At 36.4% G+C, this 16,801-nt stretch carries 13 protein-coding genes; 9 read left to right on the top strand and 4 right to left on the bottom strand.

Going from position 1 to position 16,801, the window contains the following annotated elements:
• The first annotated feature begins 85 nt into the window (after positions 1 to 85).
• From H7A25_15415 to H7A25_15435, 5 genes are all read left to right on the top strand, one after another.
• Positions 86 to 1,264, top strand: a complete 1,179-nt coding sequence (locus tag H7A25_15415) for an adenylate/guanylate cyclase domain-containing protein (protein ID MCP5501288.1) — start codon at positions 86 to 88, stop codon at positions 1,262 to 1,264.
• Between the two features lie 66 nt (positions 1,265 to 1,330).
• Positions 1,331 to 3,355, top strand: coding sequence for a cation:proton antiporter (locus H7A25_15420; protein MCP5501289.1), 2,025 nt, complete (start codon positions 1,331 to 1,333; stop codon positions 3,353 to 3,355).
• Position 3,356: 1 nt separating this feature from the next.
• Complete coding sequence (locus H7A25_15425; GenBank protein ID MCP5501290.1) at positions 3,357 to 3,521, top strand: hypothetical protein; 165 nt, start codon at positions 3,357 to 3,359, stop codon at positions 3,519 to 3,521.
• Entirely contained in the window at positions 3,511 to 5,538 is a 2,028-nt protein-coding gene (locus H7A25_15430) for an ATP-grasp domain-containing protein (protein ID MCP5501291.1), read from the top strand. Before H7A25_15425 ends, H7A25_15430 begins: the two co-directional genes overlap by 11 nt.
• The gene (locus H7A25_15435) at positions 5,535 to 7,541 is read left to right on the top strand and encodes an alpha amylase C-terminal domain-containing protein (GenBank protein MCP5501292.1); all 2,007 of its coding nucleotides are present in this window, start codon (positions 5,535 to 5,537) and stop codon (positions 7,539 to 7,541) included. Before H7A25_15430 ends, H7A25_15435 begins: the two co-directional genes overlap by 4 nt.
• A 19-nt stretch (positions 7,542 to 7,560) precedes the next feature.
• Here the strand turns inward: H7A25_15435 and H7A25_15440 are convergent, their stop codons facing one another.
• Genes H7A25_15440 through H7A25_15455 form a run of 4 tightly spaced genes read right to left on the bottom strand, consistent with a single transcriptional unit; the run spans position 7,561 to position 14,183 of the window.
• Positions 7,561 to 8,604 (bottom strand): hypothetical protein, encoded by a 1,044-nt coding sequence (locus H7A25_15440; GenBank protein ID MCP5501293.1) that lies wholly within the window; start codon positions 8,602 to 8,604, stop codon positions 7,561 to 7,563.
• Positions 8,605 to 8,612: 8 nt separating this feature from the next.
• The gene (locus tag H7A25_15445; protein ID MCP5501294.1) at positions 8,613 to 9,683 is read right to left on the bottom strand and encodes a response regulator; all 1,071 of its coding nucleotides are present in this window, start codon (positions 9,681 to 9,683) and stop codon (positions 8,613 to 8,615) included.
• Entirely contained in the window at positions 9,684 to 12,614 is a 2,931-nt protein-coding gene (locus H7A25_15450) for a PAS domain S-box protein (GenBank protein MCP5501295.1), read from the bottom strand.
• A gap of 33 nt (positions 12,615 to 12,647) precedes the next feature.
• Positions 12,648 to 14,183, bottom strand: a complete 1,536-nt coding sequence (locus H7A25_15455; GenBank protein MCP5501296.1) for a GNAT family N-acetyltransferase — start codon at positions 14,181 to 14,183, stop codon at positions 12,648 to 12,650.
• Positions 14,184 to 14,291: 108 nt separating this feature from the next.
• Between H7A25_15455 and H7A25_15460 the strand changes: the two genes are divergently transcribed.
• From H7A25_15460 to H7A25_15475, 4 genes are read left to right on the top strand one after another with little or no spacing between them, the layout of a single operon-like run.
• Positions 14,292 to 14,690 (top strand): FYDLN acid domain-containing protein, encoded by a 399-nt coding sequence (locus H7A25_15460; protein ID MCP5501297.1) that lies wholly within the window; start codon positions 14,292 to 14,294, stop codon positions 14,688 to 14,690.
• A complete protein-coding gene (miaA, locus tag H7A25_15465; GenBank protein MCP5501298.1) occupies positions 14,686 to 15,591 on the top strand; it encodes a tRNA (adenosine(37)-N6)-dimethylallyltransferase MiaA in 906 nt (301 codons plus the stop codon). Before H7A25_15460 ends, miaA begins: the two co-directional genes overlap by 5 nt.
• Before the next feature lie 3 nt (positions 15,592 to 15,594).
• The gene (gene hfq, locus H7A25_15470) at positions 15,595 to 15,870 is read left to right on the top strand and encodes an RNA chaperone Hfq (GenBank protein ID MCP5501299.1); all 276 of its coding nucleotides are present in this window, start codon (positions 15,595 to 15,597) and stop codon (positions 15,868 to 15,870) included.
• Positions 15,871 to 15,889: 19 nt separating this feature from the next.
• Positions 15,890 to 16,792 (top strand): hypothetical protein, encoded by a 903-nt coding sequence (locus tag H7A25_15475; protein MCP5501300.1) that lies wholly within the window; start codon positions 15,890 to 15,892, stop codon positions 16,790 to 16,792.
• Positions 16,793 to 16,801 lie beyond the last annotated feature (9 nt).

Genomic DNA, 16,801 nt, shown 5'->3' on the forward strand with positions numbered 1-16,801 from the left:
CATATTCTATATTATTCCAAATCAGTTTTCCATTCTCAATACTTTTTTATATTTCCTTATTTCTTTTGCTTTTCTCTGGGGAATCATGGAATTCTTTTTCAAATTTGATTATGAGAAATATCCCTTCTTACCTTACATTCCCGCAAGCTTTGATTTATTTATATTATTCATAAGTTTATTTATAACCGGTGGTGGAAATTCAATTGTTCTTGGTTGCATCATTGGTGTAATTATCATCAGTGCCCTATTCTCTCCTGATTCAAAACAATCTCTTTATCTATTGATAACTTCGAGTATTTTATATTCCGGCATTTTAGCCATCAATACATTTTCCATCTATCCTTATATTAATATTCTTAATTTTTCCGAATCCTCAAACATTTATATCAAAGCAACATTTTCTTTAATATTTTTTCTACTGATTACAATAGCTACTTATCTGGCAGTTTCACGATTCGGGAAAGAACAGCTAAAATTAGAAATCAAGTTAAAAGATTATGCTGAAATTGCAAACCGTGAAAGAAAAAAATCTGAAGAATTACTCCTTGCCATCCTTCCAAAAGATGTCGCCAATGAGTTAAAAACAGAAGGGAAATCATTACCCAAATCATATGCTTCAGTTACGGTTATGTTTACTGATTTTGTTGGCTTCACAAAAATAGCAGAAAAATTAAGTGCAGATAAGTTGGTAAGTGAACTTGACAGATGCTTTTCTTATTTTGATTCTCTTACTAAAAAATATAAACTCGAAAAGATAAAAACTATTGGAGATTCCTATATGACCTGTGCAGGAATTCCGAAGGAAAACAATACCCACCCGGTTGATTCTGTATTAGCAGCCATAGAAATTCAGGAGTTTATAGCTCAGATGAATCTTATAAATGGAAACCCTAATAATCCTTTCTGGGAGTTAAGACTCGGAATTAATACCGGACCCCTGATAGCGGGTGTTATAGGTGAAATGAAATTTGCTTATGATGTTTTTGGAGATACGGTTAATACCGCGAGTAGAATGGAGTCTTCCGGAGGAATAGGAAAAATTAATATTTCTAAAAATACTTATGAATTAGTAAAAGATTTTTTTGATTGTGAATACAGGGGCAAAATATCTGCAAAGAATAAAGGAATGATAGATATGTATTTTGTGAATGGTATAAAAAAAGAACTTTCGCTCGGAGGGGCGATGAAACTTCCAAATGATTCATTCAACAAAAAATATAAAGAGTTAGAAAATAAAACCAAAAATACTTATCTTTCTATTTAAATCTTCAGAACACAGATATAGAAATTATCTTGCTATAATCGGGATAGCTAAGAATATGGGGTCTACATGTTACTGTATTCCCTTCAAATACCCATTCAGGATCCGGTTCTTCTATTTACCCTTGTCCTTTTTATTATCCTTATATCTCCCTATGTTTTAAAATTTTTCCGTATGCCGGGCCTAATCGGTCTTATTATTTCCGGTATGATTCTCGGGCCCCATGCCAGCGGGATTCTTGAAAGAGACCAATCGATTGTTTTATTCGGTAAAGTAGGAATTTTATATATTATGTTTACCGCAGGTTTAGAAATCGATCTCGTTGAATTCTCAAAATCTCGAATAAAAATTATCACCTTCGGAATCCTTACATTTTTAATTCCCCAGACCCTGGGTATAATTATAGGAATTTATATATTAAAATTATCTTTTTTAGCTTCTGCTTTATTTGGAAGCCTTTTAGCTTCCCATACACTCCTTGCCTACCCTGTTGTAAGTAAATATGGTATAACAAAGAAAGAAGCAGTTACCATTACAATTGGCGGAACTATCATAGCTGATGTAGGAGCTCTTCTGGTTATGGCAGTAACTGCCCAGAGTTCCGGTAATCACATGGGACTTTTCTTCTGGCTAAAGTTAATTACTTCTCTCAGTGTTTTTGTAATCGGTATATTTTATTTTGCTCCGATTTTAATCCGCTGGTTTTTTCGAAACATACAAAGCGATGGCGTAACCGAATATATCTTCGTTTTATTTATTGTTTTCTTCTCAGCGTTTTCGTCTGAGCTTGCCGGAGTCGAACCTATCATCGGGGCTTTTTTCGCCGGATTAACCCTGAATCGCTTCATTCCGAGAACCGGTCCACTTATGAACCGGATACATTTTATCGGCGATGCTTTGTTTATTCCCTTTTTCTTAATTTCCATTGGTATGCTCGTAGACCTATCCGTTCTTTTCTCCGGTTTCCATTTCTGGGTGATTTCTATTTCCATGATTTCTGCGGTAAGTCTCGGAAAATTTTTACCCGCAATTCTCGTTCAAAAACTTTTCAAATATAAAATAGATGAGGGATTTCTTATATTCGGATTATCCGTTCCTCACGCAGCGGCGAGTCTTGCAGGTGTCTTAGTCGGATACAGGTTAAAATTATTAAGCGAAGATGTTCTCAATGCAACGGTTCTTATGGTTTTATTTACTTCTATGCTGGGCTCTTTTCTAACCGAAATCTTCGGAAAAAGAATAGCCTTTAGAGACACCATGGAATTTGAACCCAACCAGAGCTTAAGACAGAGAATCATTGTTCCCATTTCAAACCCGGAAACCATGGAAGCTTTGATTGACCTGGCCATCTTAATTCGAGATCCTTTGCATAAAGAACCCATATATCCTCTTTCGGTGGTAAGAGAACTGGAAGCTGTAGAAAGCCATGTTTCTCTTGCTGAAAAGAGGCTTTCTGCCTCCAAGATACGGGGATCTGCTTCCGGAGTTCCAGTAGAAATCATTACTCGAATCGATGAAAACATTGTCAACGGGATTTTCAGGGCAACCCAGGAGCTGAACATTACCGAAATGGTCATAGGCTGGAACGGAAGGCCCTCTGCAAAAGATAAGATCCTCGGTGGAATTTTTGACAGACTAATTACTGTCTATACGAGGATGATCCTGCTCACAAAAATCGTTCGCCCCCTGAATAGTATAAAACGACTTGTTATCTATATTCCTCCCGATTCTTATCATGAATCGGGGTTTATCGAAATCGTTTCGAGGCTAAAATTTTTATCCGGCCAGGTGGGAGCCGAAATCCTGATTTACTCCACAGAATTCTGCCTTCTACACCTAAAAGGAAATATTGAAAAAATTAAACCCGCTGCAAAAGTGAGTTTTAAACCGGTTCTCTCCTGGTTTGAATTTTTTCAAATTAAGAACTGGACAGTATATGATATGATGGTTTTGATTGGTGCTAGAAGAGGAACTCTTTCTTATTCAAGTGAACTTGAGAAAATTAGTAAATTATTTTCCAAAAAGTTTACGGATAATAACTTTATAATTGCCTATCCCGAGCAAAAATACATACGGGGTCAAAACGTGTATTAACATGAGAGATGTAGATTTATTAAAACAAGACATGAACCGAGACTATCAAAAGCTCGTAGAACTTTTGCAAAAGCAGGAATCTTCCATAAACGAACTTATCGCCGAAGGCATGGAAGAGGCCTTCGAACACTATCAGACAGAAAATCAAACAAGCCATGAAGATTGAAAAATTACTCATAGCAAATCGGGGTGAAATTGCCCTCCGGGTAATCAGAACCTGCAAAAAACTGGGAATTACGAGTGTAGCGGTTTATTCCGACGCCGATAAAAATGCCTGCTTTGTGAAAATGGCTGACGAGGCCTATCACATAGGAGAATCCGAAGCCTCTGCTTCTTACCTTCAAATAGATAGAATTCTCGAAGTTTGCAAACGTGCAGAGGTAGATGCGGTTCATCCCGGTTATGGTTTCCTCTCGGAAAACCCGGTTTTTGCAGAAAAACTTAAACAGAATCATATTATTTTCATCGGTCCGGAACCCGAATCTATCCGGCAAATGGGAAGTAAGAGTCTTGCCAAGGCCCTGATGAGCCAACACAAAGTTCCTGTAGTTCCCGGTTATAACGGAGAAAGCCAGGACGAAAAGCTCCTTTTAGAGAAAGCTAAAGAAATTGGTTTTCCGCTTCTCATCAAGGCCAGTGCCGGAGGTGGCGGAAAAGGAATGAAGCTATTAGAAAGAGAAGAAGATTTTTCAAATGCCCTCTCTTCTGCCAAACGAGAGGCAATGAACTTCTTTAAAGATGATCATGTTTTATTAGAGAAGTATATTCAAAAACCCAGACATATAGAATTCCAAATTTTTGGCGATAAACACGGAAATGTAAAACATCTCTTCGAAAGAGATTGCTCGGTCCAAAGACGGCACCAAAAAATTGTAGAAGAGTCTCCTGCCGGCCTTCCTACTGAACTCAGGAAAAAGATGGCAGAAGCCGCGGTAAATGCAGCAAGAGCTATTTCATATGTAGGAGCCGGAACGATTGAATTTATTCTTTCGGAAGATCTATCCTTTTACTTCCTCGAAATGAATACCAGACTTCAGGTAGAACATCCGGTCACAGAAATGGTTACCGGACTCGATCTGGTTGAACTACAAATTCGTCTTGCACTCGGAGAATCCCTGGAAAATATGAAATGGCCGGAACAAACCCGCGGACATTCTATAGAAGTTCGAGTTTATGCAGAAGACCCGGAAAATAAATTTTTACCCTCTATTGGTGTTATCCGTGATTTACATTTTCCTTCCGGGCAGGATATACGCATTGATAATGGAGTAGAAAAGGGTTCGGTAGTCAGTATCTATTATGACCCGATGATTGCCAAGCTAATAGTAAAAGCGCAGGATCGAGCAAACTGCATCGACCTTCTTCTGAATACACTGAAGAGTTCTTACGTATTCGGGCTTACAACTAATATAAACTATTTGACCCATATCATATCTCATCCAGAATTCATCAAAGGCAATGTTGACACAGGATTCATACAAAAGTATATCAGTTCAACCGAACAGGAAGATATTCACGATGATTTAAATATTTTATTAGCCTATTCTTATATAGTCTCATTTGTAAGAATTCATGTAGAAAATTTAAACAACTACGTAGTTCCGCTCGGTATGCACAACCATGACATACTTCCCGGTTCCGGACAGGATAGTTTTTCTATTAGCGATGATATTTTTTCAGAGAAAATGGAGTTTCGTTATAAATCGCAGTATTACTCTTTAAGTCTCATAGGAAAAGGCGGAGATAGAGATCACAGTTATTTCGTTGTTGCCATTCAGTCAGACGATAAACTTCAAGAAATACAGGTCCCTGCACTTAAAACTTACGGACGCAGAAGAATCATCACCAATAAAAATGAAGAAATCGATTATCTTAGATATGGGACACGTTTTTTCTGGCATTTTTCAGGAAAAACTTATTCTTTCGACTTAATAAAAAAAGCAGAAACAGCACGGAACAGGGGAGATGATTCCTATTTCAGCCCTATGCCCGGAAAGGTTTTAAAGATGTTTATGCAGGAAGGGGAAGAAGTAAAAGAAGGTGCACTACTTTTAATAATAGAAGCAATGAAAATGGAAAATGAAATAAAAGCCAACAGAGATGGGGTAATAAAAGAAGTACATGTAAAAGAAGGTGAACTGGTCCCCCAGGATGCACCACTATTAACAATGGAGGCAGTATGACAGAGATTCCCGGTATCGTAGAACACGATCCATATCTACGTCCATTCCTTGATAAAATCAGAGGAAGGATTTGGAATTTACAAGAAACGGAAAGAAAATTACTTTCAGGCGGTTTACACAATCTTTCTGATTTTGCCTGTGGTTATTTATATTTCGGTCTTCATTTTGAAAATGAACAGTGGGTATTCAGAGAATGGGCCCCTCATGCAAAGCAAATTTACCTTGTTGGAGAATTTTCGAATTGGGAAGTAAAACCTGAATATGCTTTGCACCGGGAAGGAAATAATTGGATCATTTATTTACCTAAAATAACTCTCAAGCATGGTATGTTATACCGCTTACATATGTGCTGGGAAGGCGGAGAGGCTCCAAGAATTCCTGCCTGGGCAGCAAGGGTTGTACAGGATCCCCAAACTCTAATATTTAATGCCCAGGTTTGGATGCCGGAAGAACCCTATATCTGGAAACATCCGAACTACAGAAACCCGCATAAAGTCCCCCTAATTTATGAAGCACATGTAGGTATGGCAAGTGAAGAAGGAAAAGTGGGAAGCTTCCGGGAATTCAAAGATAAAGTATTGCCGCATATTAAAGAATTAGGATATACTGTTATTCAATTCATGGCCATACAGGAACATCCATATTATGGCTCTTTTGGATACCATGTATCCAGTTTATTTGCTGTTTCCTCCCGCTTCGGAACACCTGTTGAGTTAAAAGAACTAATTGATGCCGCTCACGGTATGGGAATCAGCGTGATTATGGATATAGTACATTCACACGCTGTTAAAAATGAAATAGAAGGCCTAAGTCGTTTTGATGGAAGTCCATACCAGTTTTTCCACGATGGTGCGAGAGGAAGCCACATTGCCTGGGATTCCCGTTGTTACAATTATGGAAAACCGGAAGTTTTACATTTCCTATTATCTAATTGTAAATACTGGATTGATGAGTATAAATTTGATGGTTTCCGCTTCGATGGTGTCACCAGTATGTTATATCTTGACCACGGCCTCGAAAGAGACTTCACTTCTTATAATATGTACTATGATGGAGGCCAGGACGAAGAAGCCATTACTTACCTGGGACTTGCTAATAAACTCATACATGAGTTAAGACCGGATGCAATAACCATAGCCGAAGAAATGAGTGGGATGCCGGGCCTTGCTGCTCCTATTGAACTCGGAGGAATCGGTTTTAACTATCGCCTGGCAATGGGGGTACCCGATTACTGGATTAAGCTTATAAAAGAATCACAGGATGAAGAGTGGAATGTTGGCCACATGTTCCATGAACTCACCAGTAAACGAATGGATGAGAGAACTATTACTTATGCCGAATCCCATGATCAGGCCCTGGTAGGAGATAAAACTATTATCTTTAGATTGATCGATCAAGATATGTATTGGGACATGCATACAAAACATGAGAATTTGCGTATAGATAGAGGAATGTCCTTACATAAAATGATTCGCCTCATCACTCTTGCCTGTTCCGGTGGTGGTTATCTAAATTTCATGGGAAATGAATTTGGCCATCCGGAATGGATAGATTTTCCCAGGGAAGGAAATAATTGGTCCTATCACTACGCCCGAAGACAATGGAGCCTGGTCAAAAATGAAGACTTACGCTATAAGTTTCTGAATGCTTTTGATGTAGCCATGATTAATCTCATGAAAAATACAAATTGTCTCTCAGAACTATATATAGGAAAAGTTTTAGAACACATTTCCGATCAGGTAATGGTGATATCAAGAGCCAATCTACTTTTTGTGTTTAATTTTCATCCATTCAAATCCTATGTCGATTATATATTCGAAGCACCCGCTGGAAAATACAGAATGGTTTTGAATACAGATTCTTTAAATTTTGGAGGACACGGTCGAATAGTTGAAGAAATTGAGCACCATGCCATGGAGAGGAAATCTCCCTTCTATGATTATTTCGAATTAAGCTTATACATCCCGAACCGAACTGCTTTTGTATTGGAAAGAATAGTTTAGATCGGTTTAAACAGTGGGTTTAGGACCCACTGTTTGATTTGGGATAGTATTTATACCGGATAATTTTCTTTAATTTTTTATCTGTTTTATAAATTCGTTCCTGATAGATTTGTCCATTTCTATACATTCCGATCTTTATCTTTTTTGCTTCCTTATCAAGATTAAAAACTCTATCTACAAGAAAATAACTCCCATTTTTCTTATATCGGTAAATACTTTCCTTGATATATTCATTTTCTTTGTCCACTATAGAAACACTTAAAATTCGATTCTCTTTATCTCTCGTAATTTTCTTTTCATAGACCGGATATTTTTTACCATATTTACAACATTGAGTTTTTACTTTTAGTTCGGAACTATTAGGAAAATATATGTATCGAAAGATTTTCTTTCCCACAATCTTATCGTCTTTGAAATAAAGTGTATCTTCCTTCCAGAGGTTTCCATTATCATAATATAGATAAAAATCTTTTAGTTCAACATATTCTTTGTTATCTTTATATTTGAAGTCAATCCTACCCTTTAACTGTTGTTTTTGATTGTACATAAAAATGCTTCTTTCTTTTTTTGCCCAGGACTTTGGCTCAAAAACAATTACCTCTTTTTTCTTATCAAACTCGGTAAAATGCACCTGTGTTACACTTATAGGTTTCCCGGCAAGTTTTTCAACCACTCTCATAATTCTTTTTTCATCAAGATAAGAATAATCTTTTTCTAATATTATATCATCCTTCTTAAACCACTCTTTCTTTCTTCGTCCCTTATCATCGTATTCAATACGATTTTCTATTCCCAACTCCTTATTTATATGGAGGATTTCTTTACCAAGTTTATTTTTTTGCTTAACAATAGAAGGTTCTTTTTCATCGAAAGCATAATATTCTTCTTTTTCCATACTTCCATCTTCAAAAAAAGTAAACTTCCATTCTCCAATTTTTTTACGTTTTGGATCATAGGTAGTTTTTGATTTTAGTTTCAGGTTTTTTTGAACCTTCATGTCTTCGGGAAAAACATAGCTAAATGAAAGGAAAAAAGTTATTAGTAATAAAAATATTATCTTCATAGTTTTAGTCATATACATACATCGGAATATTCTCTTGCTATATTTATAATAGATGGTAGAATTGAATTAAAAGCCTTAACCAGTTCCGGGTCAAAATGTTTTCCGGAACTATCATTGATGTAGCTCATCGTTTTTTCGACTGTCCAGGCTTTTTTATAAGGACGAACGGAAATTAAAGCATCAAAAACATCGCAAATAGCAATAATTCTTCCTTCGATAGGAATCTCTTCAGCTTTTAGACCTCTGGGATAACCCGAACCATCCCATTTTTCATGGTGATGGTAGGCTATGCTGGCAGCCAATTGTAATAAATCCGAATCATGTCCTGAAAGAATTTCATAGCCTATATAAGCATGAGTTTTCATAATCTTAAATTCTTCATCTGTTAATTTTCCAGGTTTTAAAAGTATATTATCCGAAATTCCAATTTTCCCTACATCATGCATGGGACTCGCCTGCAAAATCAAGGAAACAAAATAGGGTTCAAAACCCAGAGTTTCCGTTAACAAGGCTGACATTTTGGACATACGTACTACATGCATACCGGTTTCATTATCTCTATATTCTGCGGCACGTCCCAATTTTCGAACAATTTCCAACCTCGTTTCTTGCAATTCTTTTGTTCGCTCCTGGACTTTTTCTTCCAAGATCTCACTTCTCTTCTTATGTTCATTAAATAAAATACGGAGTTGCAAAAAGTTTTTTAGTCTATACAATATTTCTAATGTATCAAATGGTTTTACTACAAAATCCTGAGCACCAAACTCTAAAGCTCTATGCCTGGTTTCTTTGTCATCCTGTGCTGTTATTACAATCACCGGAAGTGTATCCTTGCGATGTACTATTTTCAATGCTCGCATTACATCAAAACCATCCATAACCGGCATACGTATATCCAAGAGAATTACATCAAAGTGATGTTTTTTATGAAGTTCTAATACAGTTTGGGGATCAGTAGTTGTCAAGATATTTGTATAACCGGATGCTATTAATAATTCCTCTAATAGTAGCACATTAAAAGGAGTATCGTCTACTATTAAAATTTTTCCAGCTTTTACAAGTAAATCCATATTTTCCATTTAAATATTTAACACCTTTTGTAGAGTAAATAAAAGTTCATTTACCTTTATAGGTTTAGCTATATACTCCATAAAACCAAGTTCTTTCCCTTTCCTGCTATCAGAAAAAGTCACATTGGCAGAAAGGGCAATCACGGGTATATCTTTAATATCCGGATTCATTTTTATCTTTTCAATAGCTTCAATACCACTCATTCCGGGAAGATTTATATCCATGATAACAAGATCCGGCTTCTCTTTGATAATAAGTTCAATACCTAACTCAGCATTATGTATACTCATCAGTTGTAATCCCGGATAATTACCAATCACTTCTTCCATCAAGACTATATTTGCAGGATTGTCTTCTATGTATATAATTAATCGTTTTTTTTCTACACCGATAGAAATACTCTTATCATATGGTAAAGATGCTTCAGGAGAATCCTTTATTTTTATTGTATATTTTAGTTCAAACCAAAATGAACTACCTTTCCCCCCCTCGCTGCTAAATCCCATCCTTCCATTCATTGCTTCAATAATTTTTTTTGTAATCACAAGGCCAATACCGGTACCTTCAATCTGTGATTTTTCCTGTCCGAGTCTCGAAAAGGATTGAAACAAATCTTTATGCTTCTCCTCAGGAATTCCAAAACCACTATCATCCACTTGAATCCGAACATATTCATCATCCAAAATTTTGGTCTTGATGATTACAGAACCTTCTTTGTGATTATATTTTACTGCATTCGAAAGTAAATTTAGTAAGACTTGCTTTATCCTTGTAAAATCCGCCATGACAAAAAGAGAGGATGGAGTTTCCAGATGAGTGTGTATTCGAACGCTTCTTTTAGTGGCCAGGGTATGAGCCAGAGCAAGACAGTCTTCTATAACTTTTTTTAGCTCAATAGGTTCCATAGAAAGACTGATTCTACCTGCTTCAATTTTTGTTAGATCCAAAACATCATTAATTAAGGCTAATAAATAATTTCCTCCATTGAGAATCTGACTTACATAAGTTTTCTGTTTTTCCCTGAGAGGTTCTCGTGTATTCAGTTCCAATAATTGAGAAAATCCCAAAATAGCATTCAGGGGAGTTCTTAGTTCGTGACTCATAGATGAGAGAAACTCTGATTTCGCTCTATTCGCCTGATTCGCTTCTTCTTTAGACTTAAGAAGTGCCTGCTCAGCTTCTTTTATATGGGTAATATCCTGAACCACACCGAGCATTTGAACGGGTTCCCCCTCTTCATTCCTTAGCACATCTCCTTTTTCTAATAACCACCGAATTTTTCCATTCGGCCAGAGAACTCGATGCTCAATATAATAATCCACATCAGAATAAATACAAGCATCGATAGCCTTTACAACCTTTTCCCTATCTTCCGGATGAAGAGCTCTCAAAAAGTTTTCATAACTGGTTTCTAATTCTCCTTCCGGATATCCGAATAAGGGAGCAATTTTTTCCGTCCAGTAGAGCTCTCCTGTTTGAATATTCCAATCCCAGGTTCCAATATTTGCAAAATTCTGTCCCCGCTTTAACCTTTCTTCACTTCTTCGTAACTTTTCATTCATATTATGTTGAATCATTATTGAAGACAAAAGTTTTGAAAGCATTCGAAAAAACTCTTCATCTGCTTCATCGAATTTACGGGAAAAGGGTTTTATGGAAGCAAAACTTACGGTTCCGATTATGGCTTCATTCAGAAAAATAGGAATTCCAATGTAGGATTCGAAGCGAAAAATTTCATAACATGGAAAAGAGATATATTCTGAATTATGTATATTTTCAATAGCAAATACATTCCTCTCTTTTATACAAAAATTACAATACGTATCTTCTAAGCTATAGCTCTTTCTTTCCGGAGCAAAAGAAGGTATAAAAGAGATACAGTATTCAATAGTATATAATGAATTTTCAATATTACTAATCATTCCTATAGGAAGCTTTAAATAATCAGAAACTATCTGTAATAATTGTTCAAACCCTAAGTCTTGAACGGAAGCAATCTGGTTTAAGACTTTCATACCTTCCAATTGCCTTTCTTGCTTCTTTCTACTCAGATTTAGTTCTGTTAAATCCCGCAGAACACCTGTAAAAAAAGATTCTTCTTCTATTTTTACTTCATTCACGGAAAGTTCACAGGGAAAAACTTCTCCATTTTTTTTGATGGCTTTTAACTCTCTAAACTTCCCGATAACCTTCTTAAAACCAGTATTCAAATAATCACTAATATAGCCATCGTGCTCCGACTTATAGGGTTCTGGCATTAAAATATTTACATTTTGGCCGATAAGTTCTTCTCTCGAATACATGAATATTTTTTTAGTAGATTCATTCACTTCCTGTATTATACCATTTTCATTCATTACAACAATGGAATCATTTGTAGAATCCAATATACTCTTATAAAAAATCTTCCTGCGTAAAATATCTACAGATGTTTTTTTCTCGGCTATATATTTCTTTCTGAGTTCAAGTTCGTTAATAACAATTTTGCCAAGGTCTTCGAGAACACTTTTTTCGTCAAAAGTAAGATTCCTACTTTTATAATCAATTACACAGAGCGTACCGATATTGTATCCTTCCGGTGTTTTAAGCTGAGTACCGGCATAAAACCGAATTTTTACTCCACTACTTACAAGAGGATTATCATAAAAACGTTCATCCTTAGAAGCGTCTTTCACTACAAAAGTGGAGTCTTCCAGGATGGCATGGGCACAAAAGGAAATATCTCTTTCTGTTTGACTTACACTTAATCCATCCTTCGATTTAAACCACTGCCTATTTTCATCTATCAAGGAAATGAGAGAAATAGGAATATTTAAATACTTTCTGGCAAGTCTTGTAATCCGGTTAAAGGATTCTTCAGAAGGAGAATCGAGTATATCATACGAATACAAATCTCTCAATCGTTCTTTTTCATTATCTGGCTTTCCAGGCTTCAACATACTCAATAAACCTTCTTATAATATCCAAAAAAATTATTTATCGACCTTTTCTTTTAACTCATAGAGATCAAGTCTTCTATCTAACCAGTTCAATGTAGTTCCGGTAACTCTATGCCTTCTTAAAGTCTCCAAATCCACATCATGAATCACAACTGTTTCGATATTGGGAGTACATTCAGAAGCGATTCCATCCCTCGAAAAAACCAGATCAGAAGGAGTTAATATAGCTGACTGGGCATACTGCACATCCATATTTTCAACATTGGGAAGATTTCCCACATTTCCAGCTATAGCTACATAAATCTGATTTTCGATACACCTGGCCTGTGCACAATAGCGTACACGTAAGTACCCTTCCCTATCATTTGTACAAAACGGAACAAAAACAATTTGAGCGCCTTTTTCTACCGCTATCCGCACTAACTCCGGAAATTCTATATCATAACAAATGGCTATGGCTATACGACATTTATCTGTATCAAATACCTGTATTACATCTCCACGATGCACTCCCCACCACTTTCTTTCATTAGGAGTAATATGAATTTTATATTGTTTTTTAATCTCTCCATTTCGCTTAAATAAAAAAGCCACATTATAAAGATTATCATCCTCTAAAACAAAGTGAGAACCTCCAATAATATTTATATTATATTTCAGAGAAAGCTTATGAAATAGTTCTGTATATTGCGGTGTATAGCCAGCTAACTCTCTGGCAGCAACACCCGGCCTTTTGGCTTCTATAAAAGAAAGTAATTGAGTAGTAAAAATTTCAGGAAATAACACAAAATCACTCCTATAATTCGAGGCAACATCCACAAAATACTCACACTGAATTGCAAAATCCTCAAAAGACCGGATGGCTCTCATCATATATTGCACAGCACAAATTCGCACCGGTTTAGAACTCAGATATCGTTTATGTTTATCGGGAGAATAGTCCAGATTCACCCATTCTAAAAGAGTAGCATTACCATCAGATTCCATATCCGATTCAAGATAGGATTTAATCACCCTTTTTAAAACAAAACCATTTGCTATTTGAAATGTCAAAACAGGATCATAGATAGATTTGTATATTACTCTATCAATATATTCTCGTACACTTAATTTATCCTTGTGTAAATGATAGGCCGGAAGCCTCCCGCCCACTACAATTCTCATCAGGTTCATATTGATGACCAGTTGTTTCCGGGCCTCATATAAACGGCGTGCCAACTTCATGCTCCGAAAATCAGGATGAACCATAATCTCCATTCCGTATAAGGTGTCACCCTCCGGGTTATGATTTCGTATATAAGCATTATCCGTGACCTGCTGAAAGGAATGCTCTTCTCCATAAATATCAAAATCAACAATAAGACTGGACGAAGAAGCCACAATTTGTTTCTCGTATTCTACGCACAATTGCCCTTCCGGAAAGACGGTAACCTGTGAGTTAAACTGCTCTTTTGACCAGGGCTTAATCCCCGGAAAACAAATTTCCTGCAATGTTTTAATCTCTTCATAGTCTTCCATCTTTAGCTGGCGAATAACCAGACGGCCATGTAGTTGGTTATTATCTATCATAGAACTATTTTGGCACTTTACTCAATTTTATCAAGATAAAGAAATTTTTTCTTTAACTATTCTTATACATTAAAAAAAAACTTGATCAGATTATTCCGAAACGTATAGATGATCAACTTTGTAAAAGGGATACGAATGATGCAAATTGCAGAGTCTGGTATTGCAAAAAAACAAAGCAAGCCTACAGGGAAGAAAGTGGACAAAAGGACTTCAATTCATATGGAAGAGAAAAAAATTTCAAGTCCTATCAGTAAAACAGAGTTAGGAAAAAAGCATAGCTGCTTCCAATGTTCTGGAAAATTTTATGATATGGGAAAAGAAAAAGCCGTATGTCCGAAATGTGGTGCCGATCAGGCCAATAAACCTGTGTCCAAGCAAAGAATTCCGGTCAAAGCCAGACAGGAATTCGAAGTAAGCGACTCAGAGTTTGATGATGAACTCATCCTCGACAAGACAAATAATTTGGATGAGGACGATGATACAATTTTGGAGGAAGAGGATAATTAGTCGTAAACTATGTATCCTGACAGCACCCACAGGTGCTGGAAAATCTTCACTCATAAGCGAACTGGACCCGGAAAGGTTCGAAATTTTATCTTTTGACTCGCGGCAGGTTTATCAGGTTCTGGAAGTAGGAACTGCTAAACCTTCCCTTTCTCTTCGAAACAAAATTCCCCATCATCTTGTTGATTTCCTTCCTCCCGATGAAGAAATAAATGCAGCTAAATTTACCCAAAAAGCCTTCCTCGCTTTAGAAGAAGTCTATTCAAAAGGAAAAATCCCTCTCATTACCTGCGGAACCGGCTTTTACTTGAAAGCCTTTTTAAATGGAATGTTTGAATTTGCATCCGGTTCTTTTGAGTTAAGGAAAGATTTAGAAAGTCTGAGTCGAGAAGAGCGCTGGTTCCAATTAGAAGAAAAAGATCCCGAGGCCTGTAAAAAAATCAATTATAACGACGATTATAGAGTCTGCCGGGCTCTTGAAATTGTAATCAGTAGTGGAAAAAAGTGGTCAGAAGCCAAACCCGATACTTCTCAAAGCTTCTTTTCTCGGTATCCTGGTACAGAGATACAGGGCTTCTTTATTCACCATGAAAGAGCTGTTCTCTATGAAAGGATTAACAGGAGAGTGAAGGAAATGATTGAAGCAGGAATTATCGAAGAAACAAAAAATGTGATAGACAGATTTGGAAAAAACTGCCCCGCTTTAAAATCACTGGGATACAATTTTGCGGTTGAAAATATACAGGGAAAAATCGATATTGGGATATTCTATGAGTTATTTTCCAGGTCACATAGAAACTATGCCAAGAAACAAATAACATGGTTTAAAAAGGAAGTCACGCTTAAACCTGTGTCCTGGAATTCCGCCTTGGAAGAAATAAAAAAAATAGGGGAGAGACCATAAGGAATGTCTGCTAAAAATAACATACAGGATCATATCCTAAATACAGCACGGAAAGATAAAGTTGAGTTAACTGTTTACCTTTTAAATGGGGTACCGCTAAAAGGAAGAGTTACCAGCTTTGATAACTTCACTTTCATTCTTGAGCAGGATGGAAAAGAAGGAAAGCAGCAGCTTGTATACAAACACGCTGTTTCCACAATTATTCCTTCAAAAACGATAAAGCTCCAACCGGATGATAGCAAGGATAACAGGGAACAAAAAGAAACTGGCGGAGAATAAATAAAGCTTTTCCGTTCGAATGCAAAGACTTATAAAATTACTGGCATTTTTTATTTTTCTGGCCGGACTTACATACCTCGGGTTTGTGAGTTGCTACCGTATTCATGAAGGTGAATTCCTGATCCTTCATTATAGTAGCCGGACCTTGAAAGAAATTAAGGTCGGAGAAGGGTTCGTTTTTATACCGGAACTCATTTATCCGGGTTTTTTGCAGGTTGAACGAAAAATTTACAAAAAAAGATTCCTATCTTTTTACTATAAGAGGGACTTAAGTCAGGATACTCTTCCTGATTTTCCGGCTTCCGTAAAAAGTTTTGAATGGAAAGGAACTATGACGTACTCGATATCAGATTCTGAATTAGAATCTGTTTATCTAAATAATGGAAAAACAATGGAAGGTATCGATGAGTTTATAAAAGAAAAAATTTATCGATACTTCGATTCTTATTTTGAAGCTCTTCCTGCAATAACGAACATTTCAGCATTAAAGCTCAAGTTAAATACCGAAAAAAGTGGTATTCAAACCAGGGAAATGCCAAATTTTCTTTTGAAGTTTGGTATCAAAACAGAAGCTCTTGCCTTGAAGAAAGAGAAATTTCCACCGGAAAATCTGTTTAAAGAACTCATGCTATCCGGGGATGTTACAGTGAAGTCCCTTCTGGAAAAAAAACAGGCTGAATTAAAGGGAGATTTATACAGTCTAGAACAAAAAAAGAAAGATGAAGTATACTTTCAATTTCTGGAAAAAATGTCAGCGTTCTTAAAACAGAATCCTCACATGAAGGACTTTGTTATTATGGATAGGCTGGGGATAAAGTCCGGTCAAATTCATATCAATGCAGGAGATTGGACAGTAGAAAAGCCTCAGACCACCCACTCTAAAAATTACAGTTTAAAGAAATTACCCAAAATAATAGAATAAAGAGAAACC

It is taken from the genome of Leptospiraceae bacterium (assembly GCA_024233835.1).
GTDB lineage: Bacteria > Spirochaetota > Leptospiria > Leptospirales > Leptospiraceae > JACKPC01.

Coding starts and splice junctions, on each gene's coding strand:
- H7A25_15440 (MCP5501293.1), bottom strand. CDS start 8,604: ATGAAGATAATATTTTTATTACTAATAACTTTTTTCCTTTCATTTAGC.
- H7A25_15430 (MCP5501291.1), top strand. CDS start 3,511: ATGAAGATTGAAAAATTACTCATAGCAAATCGGGGTGAAATTGCCCTC.
- H7A25_15445 (MCP5501294.1), bottom strand. CDS start 9,683: ATGGAAAATATGGATTTACTTGTAAAAGCTGGAAAAATTTTAATAGTA.
- H7A25_15425 (MCP5501290.1), top strand. CDS start 3,357: ATGAGAGATGTAGATTTATTAAAACAAGACATGAACCGAGACTATCAA.
- H7A25_15455 (MCP5501296.1), bottom strand. CDS start 14,183: ATGATAGATAATAACCAACTACATGGCCGTCTGGTTATTCGCCAGCTA.
- H7A25_15450 (MCP5501295.1), bottom strand. CDS start 12,614: ATGTTGAAGCCTGGAAAGCCAGATAATGAAAAAGAACGATTGAGAGAT.
- H7A25_15460 (MCP5501297.1), top strand. CDS start 14,292: ATGATCAACTTTGTAAAAGGGATACGAATGATGCAAATTGCAGAGTCT.
- H7A25_15435 (MCP5501292.1), top strand. CDS start 5,535: ATGACAGAGATTCCCGGTATCGTAGAACACGATCCATATCTACGTCCA.
- H7A25_15420 (MCP5501289.1), top strand. CDS start 1,331: ATGTTACTGTATTCCCTTCAAATACCCATTCAGGATCCGGTTCTTCTA.
- hfq (MCP5501299.1), top strand. CDS start 15,595: ATGTCTGCTAAAAATAACATACAGGATCATATCCTAAATACAGCACGG.
- H7A25_15415 (MCP5501288.1), top strand. CDS start 86: ATGGAATTCTTTTTCAAATTTGATTATGAGAAATATCCCTTCTTACCT.
- H7A25_15475 (MCP5501300.1), top strand. CDS start 15,890: ATGCAAAGACTTATAAAATTACTGGCATTTTTTATTTTTCTGGCCGGA.